Genomic DNA, 19091 nt, shown 5'->3' on the forward strand with positions numbered 1-19091 from the left:
GGGAACGGCAGAGATGCTCATCGACGGGTCGGGCTCCCGGATGACGATCGAGACACCGGCGGGGCCGATCGATGACGGTGTGATGTTCTCGTTCACGCACACTTAGCGGCTGTATCGTCCACACTCCCATGGCTCTGGCAGTTATCCACTGATCAGTGGTCGTCGGGATGGGGCACCTCGGTCGGTTCCTAGCGTGAAGGGATGCGACACCCACCTGACTCCCTTTCCCGACCCCGCGGCGCTTCCGCATCAGACGTCGCCCCAACCGGGCTGGTTCGGTTGATCGTGGGCGGCGAGAAGTCGTCCGATGCCTGATCTGCGGCTCGCCCTGCCCGCGTGTGCGCTCTGGATCGCGGTAGCGGTGCTCATCGGCGTACAGGAGCTCGCCCCGGTCGTCGCTCTCGCGTCCAGCGCGATCGCCATCGGTGCTCTCGTATGGCGTGTCTGGTTGGCGGTCGGTCCTCCACGTCGGTCGTCGGCACGCTCCTCGCGTGGTGGGCTCCCGCTCGTCGCGTTGGCGCTCGTCGGGGTGGCCGTCGGTGCCGTCGCGGTTACCGCGCAGACGCCGTCACGGCAGTCCCCGGGACTCGAATCCGCGGTGTCGGAGTCGGAGGTGGTCTCGATCCTGGTGCGGGTAGAGCGGGCCCCGCAGCGGGTCGCCGCAGGATTCGACGGCGGCGCACGCTGGAGTCTGCGCGGCCGGACGGAGGGCGGAGGGGCGTCTATCCCGGTGTCGGTGTTGTTCGGCGCGAGCGAGCACGACGCCCGTGCTTGCGCGTTCGGAGCTGTCGTCCGCGTCCACGGCACCGTCCGGCGTGAGGAGCCGGGAGAGCCGACGACATACACGGTCAGCGCGCGCGACGACGTGGCCGTGGCCGCTGCTCCGCCGCCGTGGCTCGGCTGGGCGGCGTCCGCGCGCGAGACCTTCGCGCGAGCCGCGGCGTCGACACCGGGTGACGGCGGCGCGCTGCTCCCCGGACTCGCGATCGGTGACGAGACCGCTGTGTCGGTCGACCTCGACGAGGCGATGAAGGCGGCATCGCTCAGCCACCTCACGGCCGTCTCGGGTGCCAACTGCGCTCTCGTCATCGCCCTGGTCTTCGGCCTCGCACGTCTGGCGGGGTTCGGACGCCGCTCGCGCATCCTGGCAGCCGCCGCAGCCTTGGCGGCCTTCGTGACGCTAGTCGGACCGGGAGCGAGCGTCATCCGGGCGGCTGTCATGGCGGCGGTGCTGCTGATCGGATTGGCGCGCGGCCGGCCCGCGGACGGCATTCCTGCCCTCGCTCTCGCGATGGTCGTTCTGTTGGTCCACGATCCCTGGCTGGCGCGCGACTACGGCTTCGTGCTGTCGGTCCTCGCCACGGCTGGGCTGCTGGTCCTCGCGGGACCGTTGAGCCGACTCTTCACCCGCTGGATGCCGCAGTCGCTGGCCATCGCCGTGGCGGTCCCCACGGCCGCCCAGCTCGCCTGCCAGCCGGTGCTGCTCCTGCTCGCGCCGACGCTGCCGCTGTACGGGGTGCCGGCGAACCTGCTCGCCGAGCCGGCGGCACCCGTGGCCACGATGCTCGGCTGCATCGCGTACGCGTTGCTTCCGCTGGCGCCAGGACTCGGTCAGGCGGTCATCTGGTTAGCGTGGCTGCCGTCTGCCTGGATCGCCCAGGTCGCGGTGTTCACGAGCCGGCTTCCCGGTGTCGCGGCGCCGTGGGCGCCGGGGCTGGTCGGAGTGCTGTTGAGTGCGGCGGTCCTCGTCGCGGTCGCCGTGATCGTCCTCGGGCGGAACTCCTCCCGGGTGGCCTCGATCGTCGCCGTCGTCGTCCTGTGCGGGGGAGCGGTGGTCTACCTCGCGACGCTGGGCGGGGGGCTCGTCGGGCGCGCGCTCGCACTTCCGCCCGATTGGCAGCTCGCCGCCTGCGACGTCGGCCAAGGAGACTCCCTACTGATCCGCGACGGCGACGCCGTCGCCATGATCGATGTCGGGCGGGAGCCGGAGCCCGCGGCGGCATGTCTCGACCGCCTGGGCATCTCCCGCATCGACCTCCTCGTGCTGAGCCACTTCGATGCCGACCACGTCGGCGGGCTGTCCGCTGTGGCCGGTCGCGTCGAGCACGCGATCGTTCAGCGCCCGATGCGCGATTCCGACGAGCGCACGCTCGCGATCCTCCGGGCGGCGGGAGTGCCGACCGAGCACGGCTACGCAGGATTGTCGGGACGGCTAGGAGGCGTGAGCTGGCGCGTGCTCTGGCCGCCGGCGCAGCCCACAGGCGGCCAGGAGGACACAGGCAACGCGGGAAGCATCACGCTGGAGACCGACGGCCGCGGCCTCCGTACGGTCTTCCTGGGCGACCTCGGCGAGGAAGCGCAGGATGCGCTCATCGCGGCCGGCGCGGTGCACTCGGTGGATGTCGTGAAGGTCGCGCACCACGGATCCGCGGACCAGAGTCTGGACCTCTACCGTCGGCTTCACGCCAGGCTGGGGCTGGTGTCGGTCGGCGTCCGCAACGGCTACGGGCATCCGACGGCGTCCGCGCTCCGGATGCTGGCGGACAGCGGAACGGCCGTCGCTCGCACCGACGAGCAGGGGATGCTCCTGGTGTCGGCGACGTCCCCGGCCCGCACGGGTCCGGCGGTGCGGGTCTGGAGTGAGCGCACGCCGGACAGCACTGACAGTGGCCGCCCCTATCCTGGATACGGACGAGGAGGAATGTGGCCACCCGAAGCAGCAGCAGAACCGGTGCGGGCAAGACGCGTGCCGCCGCGAGCGCGATCCCGCAGCTTCCCTGGAACCAAGTGCGTGCCGCGCCGATCGTCCTCGTCACCGGGGCCGAGGCCTTCCTCGCCGACCGGGCCGTCCGCACGCTCCGGGACGCGCTCAAGGCCGAAGATCCCAGCCTCGAGATCAGCGACCTCCACGCGGGCGACTACGCCCCCGGCGAGCTGCTCACGCTCGCGAGCCCCTCCCTGTTCGGTGAGCCGCGCCTGATCCGTGTGGAGGCCGTCGAGAAGCTCAACGACGCGTTCCTCTCGGACATGCTCGCCTACCTCGAGTCTCCGGCCGACGGCACCGTCGTCACCCTCCGCCACGGGGGAGGCGTCAGGGGCAAGAAGCTGCTCGATGCGATCCGCTCCGGTACCGGCGGCGGAATCGAGATCGTCTGCGCCGAGCTCAAGAAGGACGCCGAGAAGTACGAATTCGCTCAAGCCGAGTTCGCGGCGGCCGGTCGCAAGGTGACCCCGGGCGCATTGCGGGCGATCACATCGGCGTTCTCCGACGACCTCGCCGAGCTGGCTGCCGCCTGCCAGCAGCTGCTCTCCGACTCGTCGGAGCAGATCACCGAGGCCACCGTCGACAAGTACTACGGAGGTCGCGTCGAGACGAACGCCTTCCAGGTCGCCGACGCCGCGATCGCCGGCCGGCACGGCGAGGCTCTCGTCACCATGCGGCACGCCCTGGCGTCAGGTGCCGACCCCGTCCCGATGGTGGCCGCTTTCGCCAGCAAGATCCGCACCATGGCCAAGATCTCCGGCGCACGCGGCGGCTCTGGTCAACTGGCGCAGCAGTTCGGCCTGGCGCCGTGGCAGGTCGACCGCGCCCGCCGCGACCTGGCGGGCTGGACGGAGGACGGGCTCGGTCGCTGCATCGAACTGCTCGCCGAGACCGATGCCAACGTCAAGGGCGGCGGCCGCGATCCGGTGTTCGCGCTCGAGCGCATGATCCGCATCATCAGCGCGCGCGGCCGCGGCTGACGCTGACCACGCGCCCCCGTCGGACTCCAGCACGCCAGTTTGTTGCGCATGCCCGCACATGCAGAGAGCCCCCGCCCGGACCGAAGTCCAGGAGGGGGCTCTCTCGCGGCGCGGGACAGGTCCCGCTGGCGGTCGTCGCTTAGAGCGCGGCGACCTGCTTGGCGATGGCCGACTTGCGGTTCGCCGCCTGGTTCTTGTGGATGACGCCCTTGCTGGCCGCCTTGTCGATCTTCTTGGCGGCGACGCGCAGCGCCGCGGTCGCCTTGTCCTTGTCGCCCGACGTGACGGCCTCACGGGTGGCGCGGATGGCGGTCTTGAGCTCGCTCTTGACGGCCTTGTTGCGCTCCTGGGCCTTCTTGTTGGTGCGGTTGCGCTTGATCTGCGACTTGATGTTTGCCACGAATGGTCACTTTCGTTCTGGATGAGTTAGGGATGTGCCGCTCAGCGGAGAGGGCGCCTTGCGGCGTTTCGTGCGGACACATCCACACGCAAGCCAACAAACAACATTACCAGCGCAGACCGCCCAGCGGCAAAACGGTGCGGATCGCGGTCAGACGCGAGCCGGCGCGTAGGACCCGACGAGCAGCTCCTCAAGCAGGCTCGGGCCGTTCGGCTCCCAGCCCAGGTCGATGCGCGGGCGGGTTCCGCGCGCCTGCTGGTCGAGCAGCAGCGCGTCCGTGAGCGCCTCGCCCAGGCGGCCGCGCGACTCGTCGACCGACTCGGCGGCGACCCCTCCGGCGATCCCGGCCGCCTGTGCGGCGGCCTCCCCGAGCTCCCGAACGGTCGGGTTCTGCCCGCCCGCCCCGATGTAGGTCGCGCCGGCCGCGCCCTGTTCCAGTGCGAGCACGTATAGGGCGGCGAGGTCGTCCACGTGCACCGTCGCCCAGTGCTGCGATCCGTCGCCGATCAGGCGGAGGGCGGGTACCGTGCCGGAGCCGCGGGGCGCATCCACGATCACGTTTGCGAGGCCCTTGCCGTGTCCGTAGACGATCGACGGGACGACCACGGTGCCCCGCACACCCTCCGCGTCGCGGACGAGCTGCTCGGCCGTTGCGCGCCATGCCGTGAGCGCCGGCGGCTGCGCGGGCGACTCCTCGGTGATGTCGTCGTTGTCGCCGTACGTCCAGATTCCTCCGGTGTGCACGAACGGCTTGCCGGTGCCGGCGAGTCCGGCGAGGACCGCCGGCACGAGCACCGCATCGACATCCTTCGACGACGCCAGGTGGATCACGCCGTCGCTCTCGCGTGCCGCGCGCTCCACCAGGGCGGCGTCGGCCGCGTCACCCACGAGTGCTGTCGCGCCGGCAGCCCGCACGACGTCCGCCTTCTGGTCGTCGCGCACGAGCGCTGTGACGCTGTGGCCCTCGTCGAGGAGCCGGGGGAGGACAGAGGATCCGATGAAGCCGGTCGCGCCGGTGAGCAGGATGTTCATATCGTCCACAACACGACCGTCCTTCGAACATTCCCCAGGGCCGCTGTTCGGCGCGGCCCGGCGGAAGGGCGCGCGTAGGCTCGTTCCATGACCACCTCCAGCATCGCCATCGTCAACGGTTACGTCGTCCCCGTCTCCCAGGAGCCGATCGAGAACGGCGTGGTCCTCGTCACGGACGGGGTCATCGAAGCGGTCGGAACCGCGTCAGACGTCACCGTGCCGGACGGCGCGACGGTGGTGGATGCGGCAGGCAAGTGGGTTCTGCCCGGGTTCATCGAGTCGCACGGGCACGTGGGCATCCATGAGGAGGCGAACGGTCCCGCGGGCGACGACACCAACGAGATGACAACGCCGAACACGGCCGCGGTGCGCGCCATCGACGCCATCAACATCGACGACGAGGGCTTCCGCGACGCCCTGTCCGGCGGAGTGACCTCGGTGGTCGTGAAGCCCGGGTCGGGCAACCCCATCGGCGGTCAGACCGTCGCGATCAAGACCTGGGGCGGCCGGATCATCGACGAGCAGGTGATCCACGAGGCGGTGAGCGTCAAGTCCGCTCTGGGAGAGAACCCGAAACGGGTCTACGGGGCGAAGAACGCCACGCCGAGCACGCGGCTCGGGGTCGCGATGATCATCCGCGAGGCGTTCGTCGCCGCCCAGAACTACCGGGTGCAGCGCGAGAACGCCGAGCTCGAGGGCAAGCCGTTCGAGCGCGACCTGGCGAAGGAGACCCTGGCGCGCGTGCTCGACGGCGAGCTCGCCTGGGACCAGCACACCCACCGCCACGACGACATCGCCACGGCGCTGCGCCTCGCCGACGAGTTCGGCTATCGCCTGGTGGTCAACCACGGCACCGAGGCGCACAAGATCGCCGACGTGCTGGCCGAGCGCGACATCCCGGTCATCTTCGGCCCGATGTTCACCTCGCGGTCCAAGGTCGAGCTGCGCGACCGGGCGATCGCCAATCTGGCGACCCTGGCCAAGGCGGGAGTCCGTGTCGCTATCACCACGGACCACCCGGTCGTCCCGATCAACTTCCTCGTGTACCAGGCGGCCCTCGCGGTGAAGGACGGCCTGCCGCGGCAGACCGCGCTCGAGGCGCTGACGGTCAACCCGGCCGCCTTCCTCCGCCTCGACGACCGGGTCGGCTCGCTCACGCCGGGTCTCGACGGCGACGTCGTCGTCTGGTCGGGCGATCCGCTGGACGTGAACTCGCGCGCCGAGCGCGTCTACATCAACGGCGCGGAGGTCTACCGGTTCGAAGACGGTCGCGGGCAGGTGGTTGAGCGCTCCGAGCGCTTCGCCTGAGCACGCGGCCCGCAGTGCGTCCGGTCACCGGTGCGTCCGGTGGCCGGACGTTCATGGGAGAATGGCCGGACGATGTCACCACGAGCTCTTCAGGCCCTCGAGCCCGCCGCGACCGACCCGGCCTCCATCCGCAATTTCTGCATCATCGCGCACATCGACCACGGCAAGTCGACCCTGGCCGACCGGATGCTGCAGATCACCGGCGTGGTGTCCGACCGGGACATGCGCGCCCAGTACCTCGACCGCATGGACATCGAGCGTGAGCGCGGCATCACGATCAAGAGCCAGGCCGTCCGCATGCCGTGGCAGGTCGACGGCGACACCTTCGCGCTCAACATGATCGACACCCCGGGGCACGTCGACTTCACCTACGAGGTCTCCCGGTCCCTCGCCGCGTGCGAGGGCGCCATCCTGCTCGTCGACGCCGCCCAGGGCATCGAGGCGCAGACGCTCGCCAACCTGTACCTGGCGCTGGAGAACGACCTCACCATCGTCCCCGTGCTCAACAAGATCGACCTGCCGGCGGCCGACCCGGACAAGTACGCGCAAGAGCTGGCGAGCCTCATCGGCGGGAAGCCCGAGGACGTGCTCCGCGTCTCCGGCAAGACAGGGATGGGCGTCGAGGCCCTCCTCGACCGCGTCGTCGCCGAGATCCCGGCCCCGGTGGGCAACGCAGACGCCCCGGCCCGAGCGATGATCTTCGACTCCGTCTACGACAGCTACCGCGGCGTCGTGACCTACGTCCGTATGGTGGACGGCAAGCTCCAGCCGCGCGAGCGCATCCAGATGATGTCCACCCGCGCCACGCACGAGATCCTCGAGATCGGCGTGTCCGCTCCAGAGCCGACCCCGTCGAAGGGTCTCGGAGTCGGCGAGGTCGGCTACCTGATCACCGGCGTGAAGGACGTCCGCCAGTCGAAGGTCGGCGACACGATCACGACCGCCGCGAAGCCCGCCACCGATGCGCTCCCCGGCTACACCGAGCCGAAGCCCATGGTGTTCTCGGGCCTTTACCCGATCGACGGCAGCGACTACCCGGAGCTGCGCGAGGCCCTCGACAAGCTGAAGCTGTCGGACGCCGCGCTCGTCTACGAGCCGGAGACCTCGGTCGCTCTCGGTTTCGGCTTCCGCTGCGGCTTCCTCGGCCTCCTGCACCTGGAGATCATCACCGAGCGGCTGTCCCGCGAGTTCGGCCTCGACCTCATCACCACCGCCCCGAGCGTGATCTACGAGGTCACGACCGAGGACAAGAAGACCGTCACCGTGACCAACCCGAGCGAGTTCCCGGGCGGCAAGATCGAGAAGGTGGAGGAGCCGGTCGTCAAGGCCGCCATCCTCGCGCCGAAGGACTACGTCGGCGTCATCATGGAGCTCTGCCAGAGCCGCCGAGGCTCCCTGCTCGGCATGGAGTACCTCGGCGAGGACCGCGTCGAGATCCGCTACACGATGCCGCTCGGCGAGATCGTCTTCGACTTCTTCGACCAGCTGAAGTCGAAGACCGCCGGCTACGCCTCCCTCGACTACGAGCCGTTCGGCGAGCAGGAGTCCGACCTCGTCAAGGTCGACATCCTGCTGCAGGGAGAGACGGTGGATGCGTTCAGCGCGATCGTCCACCGCGACAAGGCCTACGCCTACGGCACGATGATGGCGTCCCGCCTGCGCGAGCTGATCCCGCGCCAGCAGTTCGAGGTCCCCATCCAGGCCGCCATCGGCGCCCGCATCATCGCGCGCGAGAACATCCGCGCGATGCGCAAGGACGTTCTTGCCAAGTGCTACGGCGGTGACATCACCCGCAAGCGCAAGCTCCTCGAGAAGCAGAAGGAGGGCAAGAAGCGCATGAAGATGGTGGGCCGCGTCGAGGTCCCCCAGGAGGCCTTCATCGCGGCGCTCTCCGGCGACACGGAGAAGAAGGACAAGAAGTAACTAGAGCGGAATCGTTTTTGAAGAAGAGGCGTTGATATCAGGACCATACGCGCCCACCGCGGCGAATGGTCGAGTCCCCTACTTCAGGACAGCACCCGCGTTGAGACGTATATCGAAATAGCCTGCCTGTGTACTCATCCGCGCGACTCGTCCTCCGTCGCTCCCCGCAGCTTGTCTAGTGCTGCGAGAGCCACAGCCCGGCGGTTCGGCCAGGTGTCCTCTGGGCCATCGAAGTCGTTGGCGATCATTCTCGGTCCGATAAATTCGTGAGTATTTTGCTTAAGTCGTGTCGCTAGCCAGTCGAGCCCTAGGAATGCCTCAATAGTCGCATCTGACAGACCCGTGAGAGTGGGGACTGGATCCCGCACGCCAATCGGATGAGCGGAGCCGACCAGGGCTGCCAGCGCGTCCACTACTTCTGAGGCCCCGGACGTGATCTGCCGGCGGTACCACTCACGTGACGATTGCGGGTCGATATCCAGCCAAAGCCACAGCAATCTTCGGGTGCCGCGAGTTCTTAGTGGCTCGGGACGACTGTCTGCAGACAGGCGATCGCTGATTCGAGTGCTCGCGAAACTCCTGAGGTCTTCTATCTGCCGTTGATTTATCCTGGCTTCAGAAAGCAGATCCGCGGCTAGCTGCGCTGCGACGACAGGGTCTCCCGGGGAATCCCACAGTTCGTTCGCGAGTGCGACGGTTTGATCATCCGCGAGAGCCAAACGGAACAAGAGTCCACGGAGTATCCGCCTGCTCGAAAGCAAATCCTCGTCGTCAGCGAGCCGCGACTTGTCTGCCACCCACTGCATGATTCGTTTCGTCCCTGACTTGTTCTCTTGTACCCAACGCTCGACTCGAGGAGCGATCTGAGAAGACTGTTCGAGCAGCGCGGCCTCAACTTTGGCCCTCGCTTCAATAGCTTGACGCGCCGCGGTTTGGAACACTACTTCTTCTAGACCAGCCGCTAGCACTCGTTCGGTGAGCTCTTCCACGGGTACGTCCAATGCGAAGTATCGCTCGAAGAAATCTGGGTGACCAATCCCGCGCCGGTTGCGCACGGCGTCCGGGTTAGAGCTCACCGCCCGAGCGTGCCGGGCACCCTCGATCGTAGGAAACATTCGGGCCAGTACCCCGAAAAGGAGTTCGCCGCTTTCGCGGGAACCCGCGACGGTGTCGAGGTGCTCCCTCCACCATTTGGTCGCTTCCGCGGGGTCATCGTTACTATGTTCCGCGAACCATATGGCATCTGGAAATAGTCGGGTTCTGTGGCTGACTAGGAATTCGGCAAGACGAGGCCATTCCAGGCAAGCCCAGCGGATAATTGCAAAATCGAAGAAGTCAACGTCCTCCTCGAGAGGCGGGTAGAGCAATCGAATGTGTGTTAACCACCTTTCGACCTTGCGGGGGGTAGTCAGCGCGGGCGCGATGTATATCTGAAAAGTGAACGCGAACTCTGCGCCCCGTTCCGCGGTGCGACCGGTCAGGTCGCTTTCGACTATCGGATCGAGTACGGCGTCAACCGCCATGTTCAGCTGTCGCGGTCTCAGGGGCGGGATGTCGACGCGAATTTGAATCATTTTTTCGAGATACTCGCGTGCACGCTGAGCTGACTTTCCAGCAATCCCGGATTCGGCGATGAGATCGAGAAGGGACGTTTCGTCGTAGGCGAGTAGGTAGTGAACGTTTGGGAGCCGCCCGACTTGACGGATCAGCCGCATGAGTTCCAAGACTTCCGCGGGAGTGAGTCGGTCAATATCGTCGATGACCATCAAGATCGGTGTGTCTAGCCTGCGGAGCGCTGTCTCCGCCTCGCTCTGAGTCCGCCACCAGTCGCCGACTCCCATCTGGCGAGCCAGCGACTCCAGTCCCTTGGATGAGTCAAACCCGGCGGCTGCGGTTAGCGAACCAAACGGTGCCAGGGAGGCAAGCAGCCTCCCGAGGGCCGCACGCGAGTCATCCCAGCGTTGACCGGTCGGGATTGCCGCGCGGAGCTGGACGAAGAACGCCGCCGTCAAGGAATCGAGAGACGAATAACGCCACGGGTTCAGCTGGCCGATTGCCCAGGCCCCACTTGACGTCTCTGAACGTGCCAACTCGTTCATAAGAGTAATGAGTACCGAAGTCTTTCCGGCGCCCCAAGGGCCGGCCAGACCAATCACACTCGAATCTCGGCTAACGCGGACTGCGCTCAGGACGCGCACCAGCGAGCTCACAAAGGCAAGCCGGTCGTAATCGTCAGTGGCTTCCAGGTCGACAGGGTGATCAGCCCAAGCTTGTGGTCTCTCAGGACTTGGTTCCACGACGTCCACAGGGAGCTTCGGCGCGATTCTGTAACCAACGGCGATAACCAACACGGATATGAGAGCCAGCGCGAACGGGCTGCCCACATACAGGACGCTAACGATCCATTGGTGCACGGCGCCGTTCGACTGACGATCCCCCTCGGAAAGCGTGAGGACCGCGACACCACATAAGTACAACACCGAGATAGCAACTGCTAAGCGGACTACCAGGCGCATGTCCCAACGATACTTTGTGACACCCCCTCGGCCCGCGAACCCCCGTTTCGCGAACCCGCTCGACATGGCGGATGATGAATATATGCGCCGCTCGACGTTCACCGACCAACCCGTCACGTACGGGGCGGTCGGCGGCACCCAGGCGGCCGATCTGCTGTACTACCCGCCGAAGGGTTACAAGCCGCTGGAGCGCAGCATCCGGCTGGGCAGCGGGGACGAGCGGTTCGAGACCGCGGCGACCGCGCTCATGGCGTGGGGCGTGCAGAAGGGCAGCGGGATCCAGGTGACGGATGTGCGCGAGGGAACCGGCGTCCAGTACGAGGGCGTCGAGTTCGGTCCGGACGGCACGCCCGTCCGCATGCGCGAGAACCGTCCGGAGGAGGACGTGTTCGCCGACGACGGCACTCCGTTCGTCCGCAACGGCATGACCGCTGTGCTCAAGATCCCGTTCGGCCCGTTCCGGGTGTCCGCACCCATCCGCGTCGTCTACGTCGTCGACGAGCCGCACCGGCGCGGGTTCGCCTACGGGACGCTGCACGGGCACCCCGAGAGCGGCGAGGAGCTGTTCCTGGTCGAGCAGCGCGACGATGGCACGGTCTGGTTCGTGCTCCGCGCGCTGTCGCGGCCCTCCAACGCGTTCTACCGCCTGGTCGCGCCGGTGCTGGCGATGGTCCAGCGCCGCTACACGGCGAAGTACCTGCGCGCGCTCCACCCCGTCCGGTCCGCCTGATGCCGAGCGTCCTCCCGATCGGCGACCCCGCGCCGGCCGACGGCCTGCTGCCCGCGACCGCCGCCGACGGCGCTCACGAACGCGACTTCGGCGTCTACCTTCACGTGCCGTTCTGCCGGGTGCGCTGCGGCTACTGCGATTTCAACACGTACACGGCGACCGAGCTCCGCGGCGTCTCGCAGTCGGACTACGCGGGTCATGCAGTGGGCGAGGTGGCGTTCGCCGCCGATGCCCTGCGCGCGAGCGGCGTGCCCGACCGCACGGTGTCGACGGTGTTCTTCGGCGGCGGGACGCCGACGCTGCTTCCGCCCGGCGATCTCGCCGCGATGCTCGGCGCCGTGCGAGACGCGTGGGGTCTCGCCGACGGCGCCGAGGTCACCACCGAGGCGAATCCGGACTCCGTGGATGCGGACGACCTGCAGCGACTCGCCGACGCCGGGTTCACCCGGGTGTCGTTCGGGATGCAGTCCGCCGTCCCGCACGTGCTGGAGACGCTGGAGCGCACGCACGACCCTGCTCGCATCCCGCTGGTGGTCGGCTGGGCGCGTGAAGCCGGCCTTCAGGTCAGTCTCGACCTGATCTACGGGACGCCGGGGGAGTCGCTCGACGACTGGTCGCGCAGCCTCGACACCGCCCTCGCCTGCGAGCCGGACCACCTGTCGGCCTACGCGCTGATCGTCGAGCAGGGCACCAAGCTGGCACGACAGATCCGCTCCGGGCAGGTGCCGGAGCCCGACGACGACCTCGAGGCCGACATGTACGAGCTGGCGGACACGCGCCTCTCCGACGCCGGCTACGAGTGGTACGAGGTCAGCAACTGGGCGACCGACGCATCCCACCGGTCCCGCCACAATCTCGCCTACTGGCTCGGCCACGACTGGTGGGGCATCGGACCCGGGGCGCACAGCCACGTCGGCGGCGTCCGCTGGTGGAACGTGAAGCATCCCGCGGCCTACGCACAGCGCGTGCTGGCGGGGGAGTCGCCCGCCGCGGGCCGGGAGACACTCGACGCCGAGACTCGGCGGGTGGAGCGCGTGCTGCTGCTCTCGCGCATCCGCGACGGGCTGCGCACGGCCGAACTGGGAGAGGCGGGCCGGCACGAGGTGCCCGGTCTGATCGCCGACGGTCTGGTGGACGGACGAGCCGCCCTCCGCGGATCGATCGTTCTGACCCTGCGGGGGCGGCTCCTGGCCGACGCGGTGGTGCGGCGGCTGCTGGCGGACGAGGCCGCCTGAGAGGTGCGTCGCGTCTAGCTGACGAACCGGATGGCGATCGGGTACGTGTAGTACTCGCCCTGGTTGGCCTTCACAGCTGCGATGATGCTGAACACGATGTTGAGCACCCACGCGGCGAGGATGACGAAGATCCCGATGAAGACGATCGAGAGCAGGCCGCCGACGACGTACGCGATGAAGATGGTGATCTGGAAGTTCAGCGCGGTCGCGGTGTGGGCGCGGACGAACGGCCCGCGGTCCTTCAGCACCAGGTAGCCGATGAGCGCCGGGATCCAGTTGAACAGGATGCCGCCGATCTGGACGAGCGTGGCCCAGAGCTTCTCGTCGGCGGGGCTGAGCTGCTGCGCGCCGCCTCCGTAAGGCTGCTGGGGTGGCGGCGGCGGGGGTGTCGCGGACATGGCGCGGTTCTCCTCAAGAACTGGGGATGGACGTGTTCGGCCCCCAGCCTAGGGCGCGGGGGCGCAGGCTGAAAAGAGCCTGAACGCGCCGACGCCCGGCTGGGGGCCGAATGCCGCCCGGCTGGAGCTACTTGATGAAGCGGAAGTTCACCGGGTAGCGGTACGTGCCTCCGCTGTTCACGCGGACGAAGCCGAGGATCGAAAACACCAGGTTGATGATGTACAGCGCCCACGGGATGAGCAGGCCGAACAGCAGGTAGCCGATCCCGTAGGTGAAGCTGCCGATGATCACGCCGATGATCTGCGAGGCCACCCAGGCGATGATCCACGTGATCTGCCAGTTGAGGGCCTCCTTGGCCTCCTGGTTGGTGAGGCGGCCGCGGTCCTTGAACACGAGCCAGATGATCAGCGACGGGAGGATCCAGAGGATGCCACCGAGGTGAGCGAAGGCGGCCCACTGCTTGTCCTGCGCGGCGTCGAGCGGGGCGGCGGGTGCGGCGGCGTACGGCTGCTGCCCGGCGGGCTGGCCGTACGGCTGCTGGGGAGGGACGTTGGAGTAGGGCTGCTGGGGCGGAACTCCGCCGGGCTGCTGCGGGGGGACCCCACCCGCAGGGTCGGTCGGCTGGTTCGGGTCGGTCATTCGGCGGAACCCTTTCGTGATCGGCTGCGACGGTGCGTCGAACCGGTGAGCATACGGTACTGCGGCCGTGTCACAGGCAGCAATCATCCGCGCCGCGTTTCGACGCGGTAGGATTGGCACTCAGGAAGAGCGAGTGCTAAACGGTCGACGGGAGGCGGAGATGGTCTCGGAACGCAGCCTCGAAGTGTTGCGCGTCATCGTCCAGGACTACGTGGCGTCGCGCGAGCCGGTCGGTTCGAAGAGCATCGTCGAGCGCCACTCCTTCGGTGTGTCCGCCGCGACGATCCGCAACGACATGGCGCTGCTGGAGGAAGAGGAGCTGATCGCGGCCCCGCACACGTCCTCCGGGCGCGTCCCCACCGACAAGGGCTACCGGCTGTTCGTCGATCACCTGGCGGAGATGCGTCCGCTCACCTCGGCCCAGCGCACCGCGATCGAGACGTTCCTCGGCCAGTCGGTCGACCTCGACGATGTGCTTTCGCGCACCGTCCGGCTGCTCTCCCAGCTGACCAACCAGGTCGCGCTGGTGCAGTATCCGTCGGTCGCGCGCTCCCGCATCCGGCACATCGAGCTGGTCGCTCTCGCGTCGCACCGCCTGCTGAGCGTGCTCATCACCGATTCCGGCGCCGTCGAGCAGCGCGTGATCGAGCTTCCGGCCGATCTGAGCGATGAAGATGTGGCCGAGATCCGCGGCGCGATCAACGGCGCGGCGGCGGGCCTGACTCTGGCGGAAGCCGCCACCCGGCTGCGCGAACTGCCCGACGCCCTCACTGAGCGCACGCGCGCCCTGGTGGAGCCCGTGGCGAGCGCGCTCCTCGACCAGATCGCGGCCAACCGGCAGGAGAAGCTGGTCATGGCAGGCGCGGCGAACCTGGTGCGCACCGAGCTCGACTTCCCCGGAACCATCACCCCGGTCCTCGAGGCGATCGAGGAGCAGGTCGTCCTGCTCCGGCTGTTCGACGAGATGGCCACCGACCAGCACGGCGTCGCCGTCAGCATCGGCCGCGAGAACGCCGGTTTCGGGCTGACGGAAGCATCCGTGCTCTCCAGCGGTTACAGTGCGGCGGGATCGGATGTGGCCCGCGTCGGGCTCCTCGGGCCGCTCCGCATGGACTACTCGGGCAACATGGCCGCCGTCCGCGCGGTCGCCCGCTACCTCTCCCGGCTGCTCGGCGACCAGTAGGCCGCACCAGCATCCGACGATCACCACTCGCGACGAAAGAAGAAGGAACAGCCCCACGTGGCCGACCACTACGAAGTCCTCGGCGTCGAGCGCGACGCCAGCCCCGACGAGATCAAGAAGGCGTACCGCCGGCTGGCGCGCGAGCTCCACCCGGACGTGAATCCCAGCGCCGAGGCGCAGGAGCGCTTCAAGCTCGTCACGCACGCGTACGACGTACTCAGCGACCCGCAGCAGCGGCAGCAGTACGACCTGGGCGGCTCCGGCGGCTTCGGCGGTGGCGCGGGCGGAGCCGACTTCGCCGGCTTCAGCGACATCTTCGAGACGTTCTTCGGCGGAGGTGGCGGTGCGAGCCGCGGTCCGCGGTCCCGCCGGGAGAGAGGACAGGACGCCCTGCTGCGCGTCGAGGTCGACCTCGACGAGGTCATCTTCGGCACCCACCGCGACCTGGAGGTCGACACGGCCGTGGTCTGCGAGACCTGCAACGGCTCGTGCTGCCAGCCGGGCACGCAGCCGGTGACGTGCGACATCTGTCACGGCACCGGCAGCATCCAGCGCTCCGTCCGGTCGCTGCTCGGCAACGTGATGACGTCGAGCCCCTGCGGCACCTGCCGCGGCTACGGCACCGTCATCGCGACGCCGTGCGTCACCTGCCAGGGGCAGGGTCGCGTGCGCGCCCGTCGGACCGTCCCGGTCGACATCCCTGCGGGCGTCGACACAGGGCTGCGCCTGCAGATGCCGGGCAGCGGCGAGGCCGGCCCGGCCGGCGGCCCCAACGGCGACCTCTACCTCGAGATCAAGGTCAAGCACCACGACGTCTTCAGCCGCGACGGCGACGACCTGCTCTGCACGCTGGAGCTGTCGATGACGGATGCGATCCTCGGAACGACCGCGACGGTGAAGGCGCTCGACGGCGACATCCGGCTCGAGCTCAAGCCCGGCACGCAGTCCGCCGACATCATCACGGTGAAGGACCGCGGGATCACGCACCTCCGCGGCACCGGCCGCGGCGACCTCCGGGTCGGCATCCAGGTGGTCACTCCGACGAAGCTCGACCACAAGGAGAAGGACCTGATCAAGAAGTTCGCCGCGGCCCACAAGGGTCCGGAGCCGTCGCTGGCCCGGTTCCAGCAGGGGCTGTTCGCGAAGCTGCGCGACCGGTTCCTGAACCTCTAGCGGGTCATGGCGTCCCTCTACCTGCGTGAGGACCTCGACGACGTCGAGGTCGGCTCCCGGCTGTCGCTGACCGGCGCCGAAGCGAAGCACGCCGCGACCGTGAACCGCACGCGACCGGGGGAGTCGGTGCTCATCGGCAACGGACGCGGGCTCGTCGCGTCGGGCGAGGTGCTCGTCTCGACGAACACCGAGCTGACGATCGACGTCGAGTCGGTCTCGCGCGTCGAGCGCGAGACCCCGACGATCACGCTGGTGCAGGCGCTCGCCAAGGGCGACAGGGATGAGCTCGCGATCCAGGCCGCTACCGAGCTCGGTGTGGATGCGGTGGTGCCGTGGGCCGCATCCCGTTCGGTCTCGCGCTGGGAGGGCACCAAAGTCGCGAAGGGCCGGGAGCGCTGGGCGACGATCGTGCGGGAGGCAGCCAAACAGTCCATCCGGGCCTGGACGCCCGAGGTCGGCGAGCTGGCGACGACGAAGCAGATCGCTGCGCTGGCGGCGTCGGCGCGGGTGCTCGTCCTCGAGCCGGACGCGACGGAGCCCCTGACCGCCGTCGAGCCGGACGGCCGCGATCTGGTGCTCGTCGTCGGTCCGGAGGGCGGGATCGCGCCGCAGGAGCTCGCCGCCTTCCGCGACGCGGGCGCCGAGCTCGTGCGCCTGGGCGACACGGTGCTCCGCACCTCCACGGCCGGCCCCGCCGCCCTCGCCGTCCTCAACGCGTCCCTCCACCGCTGGTGACCCGCCCCTCCCACTCACCCCCCCCGTCGAGTCCGCAAACTTTGCACACGAAAAACCCGCAGAGCGTGCAAAGTTTGCGGACTCGACGGCGGGCGGACGGCCAAGGGGACGGACTCGGCCGAGCGTCGGAGGGGGCGAATAGGATAGGGGTATGGCAGAGACGGAGCGTTCGATCTTCTCCCGCATCATCGCGGGCGAGATCCCGGCCGACGTGGTGTACGACTCGGAGCGCCTGATCGCGTTCCGCGACATCGCGCCGAAGGCCCCCGTGCACCTCCTCGTCGTGCCCAAGACGGAGCAGTACCGAGACGTCGCCGAGCTGGCGGCCGGCGACCCCGAGCTGCTGGCCGAACTGGTCGCGACGTCGAAGCGGCTCGCCGACGAGTTCGGCGACGGCGACTTCCGTCTTGTCTTCAACACGGGCGAGCGCGCGGGTCAGACCGTGTTCCACGTCCACGCACACGTACTGAGCGCGCCGGGCGACGGCCCGGGCCTCGAGGAAGGAAGCCTTGCCCTCTAGCGAATCCACCGCCTCCGGAGCGACTCCGGGCGACGGCGCCGAGGTGCGCCTGAGCGTCGACGGCGTGCAGATGGTCCGTCTTCTCGGACCCCAGGATCGCCTGCTCACCACGCTGGAACGGCAGTATCCGCTCGTCAGCGTCCACGTGCGCGGCAACGAGATCGCCCTGAGCGGCGACGCCGGCCAGGTGGCCGAGGCGCAACGGCTCGTGGAGGAGCTGCTCCAGATGGTGCGGAACGGGCAAGACCTGTCGCCTGCCGAGGTGACGAGCTCCGCCCGGATGCTCGGCACCGACCTCAACCTGAGCCCGTCCGACGTGCTCGGCCAGGCCATCCTGACGGCGCGCGGCAAGAGCATCCGCCCGAAGACGCTCGGTCAGAGCCAGTACGTCGACGCGATCGACCGCAACACGATCGTCTTCGGCATTGGCCCCGCCGGAACCGGTAAGACGTACCTCGCGATGGCGAAGGCCGTCCAGGCGCTGCAGCGCAAGGAGGTCAACCGAATCATCCTGACGCGTCCGGCCGTCGAGGCGGGCGAGCGGCTCGGCTACCTGCCCGGCACGCTGACCGACAAGATCGACCCGTACCTGCGCCCGCTGTACGACGCGCTCAACGAGATGATGGATCCGGAGCTCGTCCCGAAGCTGCTGGCCGCAGGCACCATCGAGGTCGCCCCGCTCGCCTACATGCGCGGTCGCACCCTCAACGACTCCTTCATCGTGCTCGACGAGGCGCAGAACACCACGCCCGAGCAGATGAAGATGTTCCTGACCCGTCTCGGCTTCAACTCGAAGATGGTCGTCACCGGCGACATCACGCAGATCGACCTGCCGAACTCGGCCAGCGGGCTGCGGCTCGTGACACGGGTGCTCAACGACATCGACGACATCCACTTCGCGCGGCTGACGAGCGAAGACGTGGTGCGCCACAGCCTCGTCGGGCGGATCGTCGACGCGTACACCGAATACGACGCGCGTCAGCAGGCGCGGCACTACGAGCGCGAGCAGGCGGCGGAGTTCGCCAACCGCGCCGAGCGCCGCTCCGGCGGGCCCCGCGACCACCTCCCGAAGCGACGATAGGGCCGCAGTGAGCATCGAGATCAACAACGAGTCGACCATCGAGGTCGATGAGGCCGCCCTGCAGCGCCTCGCCGGCTACGCCTTCGACATCCTCCACGTCCACCCCGACGCGGAGCTCGCGATCGTTCTGGTCGACGAGGCCGCCATGGAGCAGCTGCACGTGCAGTGGATGGACGAGCCCGGCCCGACCGATGTCCTCAGCTTCCCGATGGACGAGCTGCGGCCGGGAACCGAGGAGGAGCCGTCGCCCGCGGGTCTCCTCGGCGACGTCGTGCTGTGCCCGCAGGTCGCCCAAGTGCAAGCCGAGACGGCCGGCCACTCGCTGATGGACGAGCTGCTCCTGCTCACCACGCACGGCATCCTCCACCTGCTCGGCTTCGATCACGCGGAGCCGGCCGAGGAGCGCGAGATGTTCGCCATCCAGCGCGACATCCTCGTCGGCTTCTCGCGCTACGACCGACAGCGGTAGGGGG

General features: G+C 68.4%; 16 protein-coding genes and 1 pseudogene. 12 read left to right on the forward strand and 5 right to left on the reverse strand.

Annotated features, from left to right (window positions below; all coding sequences use genetic code 11):
* Window positions 1-307: 307 nt before the first annotated feature.
* Both AXZ95_RS19865 and holA read left to right on the forward strand, forming a co-directional pair.
* A pseudogene (locus tag AXZ95_RS19865) lies at window positions 308-2089 on the forward strand (ComEC/Rec2 family competence protein); the annotation flags it as partial.
* Between the two features lie 614 nt (window positions 2090-2703).
* On the forward strand, window positions 2704-3744 hold the full coding sequence (holA, locus tag AXZ95_RS09995; RefSeq protein WP_026307166.1) for a DNA polymerase III subunit delta: 1041 nt from the start codon (window positions 2704-2706) through the stop codon (window positions 3742-3744).
* Between the two features lie 139 nt (window positions 3745-3883).
* Here the strand turns inward: holA and rpsT are convergent, their stop codons facing one another.
* Complete coding sequence (rpsT, locus tag AXZ95_RS10000; protein WP_018190901.1) at window positions 3884-4144, reverse strand: 30S ribosomal protein S20; 261 nt, start codon at window positions 4142-4144, stop codon at window positions 3884-3886.
* A gap of 150 nt (window positions 4145-4294) precedes the next feature.
* Window positions 4295-5176: an NAD-dependent epimerase/dehydratase family protein gene (locus AXZ95_RS10005; protein WP_018190902.1), complete on the reverse strand. Its 882-nt coding sequence runs from the start codon at window positions 5174-5176 to the stop codon at window positions 4295-4297.
* 87 nt (window positions 5177-5263) lie between these two features.
* Between AXZ95_RS10005 and AXZ95_RS10010 the strand changes: the two genes are divergently transcribed.
* Window positions 5264-6484: an amidohydrolase gene (locus tag AXZ95_RS10010; RefSeq protein ID WP_018190903.1), complete on the forward strand. Its 1221-nt coding sequence runs from the start codon at window positions 5264-5266 to the stop codon at window positions 6482-6484.
* A gap of 72 nt (window positions 6485-6556) precedes the next feature.
* Window positions 6557-8407 carry a translation elongation factor 4 gene (gene lepA / locus AXZ95_RS10015; RefSeq protein ID WP_018190904.1) on the forward strand — a complete coding sequence of 617 codons (1851 nt, stop codon included), beginning with the start codon at window positions 6557-6559 and terminating at the stop codon, window positions 8405-8407.
* 134 nt (window positions 8408-8541) lie between these two features.
* Here the strand turns inward: lepA and AXZ95_RS10020 are convergent, their stop codons facing one another.
* A complete protein-coding gene (locus tag AXZ95_RS10020) occupies window positions 8542-10923 on the reverse strand; it encodes a P-loop NTPase fold protein (RefSeq protein WP_166645318.1) in 2382 nt (793 codons plus the stop codon).
* Between the two features lie 82 nt (window positions 10924-11005).
* On the opposite strand from AXZ95_RS10020, the gene AXZ95_RS10025 reads away from it, so the two are divergent.
* Both AXZ95_RS10025 and hemW read left to right on the forward strand, forming a co-directional pair.
* The gene (locus tag AXZ95_RS10025) at window positions 11006-11653 is read left to right on the forward strand and encodes a DUF1990 domain-containing protein (protein WP_018190905.1); all 648 of its coding nucleotides are present in this window, start codon (window positions 11006-11008) and stop codon (window positions 11651-11653) included.
* The gene (hemW, locus tag AXZ95_RS10030; RefSeq protein WP_018190906.1) at window positions 11653-12888 is read left to right on the forward strand and encodes a radical SAM family heme chaperone HemW; all 1236 of its coding nucleotides are present in this window, start codon (window positions 11653-11655) and stop codon (window positions 12886-12888) included. The genes AXZ95_RS10025 and hemW overlap by 1 nt, the downstream gene beginning before the upstream one ends.
* A 14-nt stretch (window positions 12889-12902) precedes the next feature.
* Here hemW and AXZ95_RS10035 read toward each other — a convergent pair whose 3' ends face one another.
* Both AXZ95_RS10035 and AXZ95_RS10040 read right to left on the reverse strand, forming a co-directional pair.
* Window positions 12903-13286, reverse strand: a complete 384-nt coding sequence (locus tag AXZ95_RS10035) for a DUF4870 domain-containing protein (RefSeq protein WP_018190907.1) — start codon at window positions 13284-13286, stop codon at window positions 12903-12905.
* 127 nt (window positions 13287-13413) lie between these two features.
* Complete coding sequence (locus AXZ95_RS10040) at window positions 13414-13926, reverse strand: DUF4870 domain-containing protein (protein ID WP_018190908.1); 513 nt, start codon at window positions 13924-13926, stop codon at window positions 13414-13416.
* A gap of 160 nt (window positions 13927-14086) precedes the next feature.
* On the opposite strand from AXZ95_RS10040, the gene hrcA reads away from it, so the two are divergent.
* From hrcA to ybeY, 6 genes are all read left to right on the forward strand, one after another.
* Window positions 14087-15109 (forward strand): heat-inducible transcriptional repressor HrcA, encoded by a 1023-nt coding sequence (gene hrcA / locus AXZ95_RS10045; RefSeq protein ID WP_018190909.1) that lies wholly within the window; start codon window positions 14087-14089, stop codon window positions 15107-15109.
* 57 nt (window positions 15110-15166) lie between these two features.
* Window positions 15167-16282, forward strand: coding sequence for a molecular chaperone DnaJ (gene dnaJ, locus AXZ95_RS10050; RefSeq protein ID WP_018190910.1), 1116 nt, complete (start codon window positions 15167-15169; stop codon window positions 16280-16282).
* A gap of 6 nt (window positions 16283-16288) precedes the next feature.
* Complete coding sequence (locus AXZ95_RS10055) at window positions 16289-17017, forward strand: 16S rRNA (uracil(1498)-N(3))-methyltransferase (RefSeq protein WP_018190911.1); 729 nt, start codon at window positions 16289-16291, stop codon at window positions 17015-17017.
* A 151-nt stretch (window positions 17018-17168) separates the two neighbouring features.
* Window positions 17169-17537: a histidine triad nucleotide-binding protein gene (locus tag AXZ95_RS10060; RefSeq protein WP_018190912.1), complete on the forward strand. Its 369-nt coding sequence runs from the start codon at window positions 17169-17171 to the stop codon at window positions 17535-17537.
* A gap of 70 nt (window positions 17538-17607) precedes the next feature.
* Window positions 17608-18618 (forward strand): PhoH family protein, encoded by a 1011-nt coding sequence (locus tag AXZ95_RS10065; RefSeq protein WP_231374423.1) that lies wholly within the window; start codon window positions 17608-17610, stop codon window positions 18616-18618.
* A gap of 7 nt (window positions 18619-18625) precedes the next feature.
* A complete protein-coding gene (ybeY, locus tag AXZ95_RS10070) occupies window positions 18626-19087 on the forward strand; it encodes an rRNA maturation RNase YbeY (RefSeq protein WP_018190914.1) in 462 nt (153 codons plus the stop codon).
* The last annotated feature ends 4 nt before the right edge of the window (window positions 19088-19091 follow it).

Source organism: Leifsonia sp. 115AMFTsu3.1 (assembly GCF_004362795.1).
In the GTDB taxonomy this organism is placed as follows: domain Bacteria; phylum Actinomycetota; class Actinomycetes; order Actinomycetales; family Microbacteriaceae; genus Leifsonia.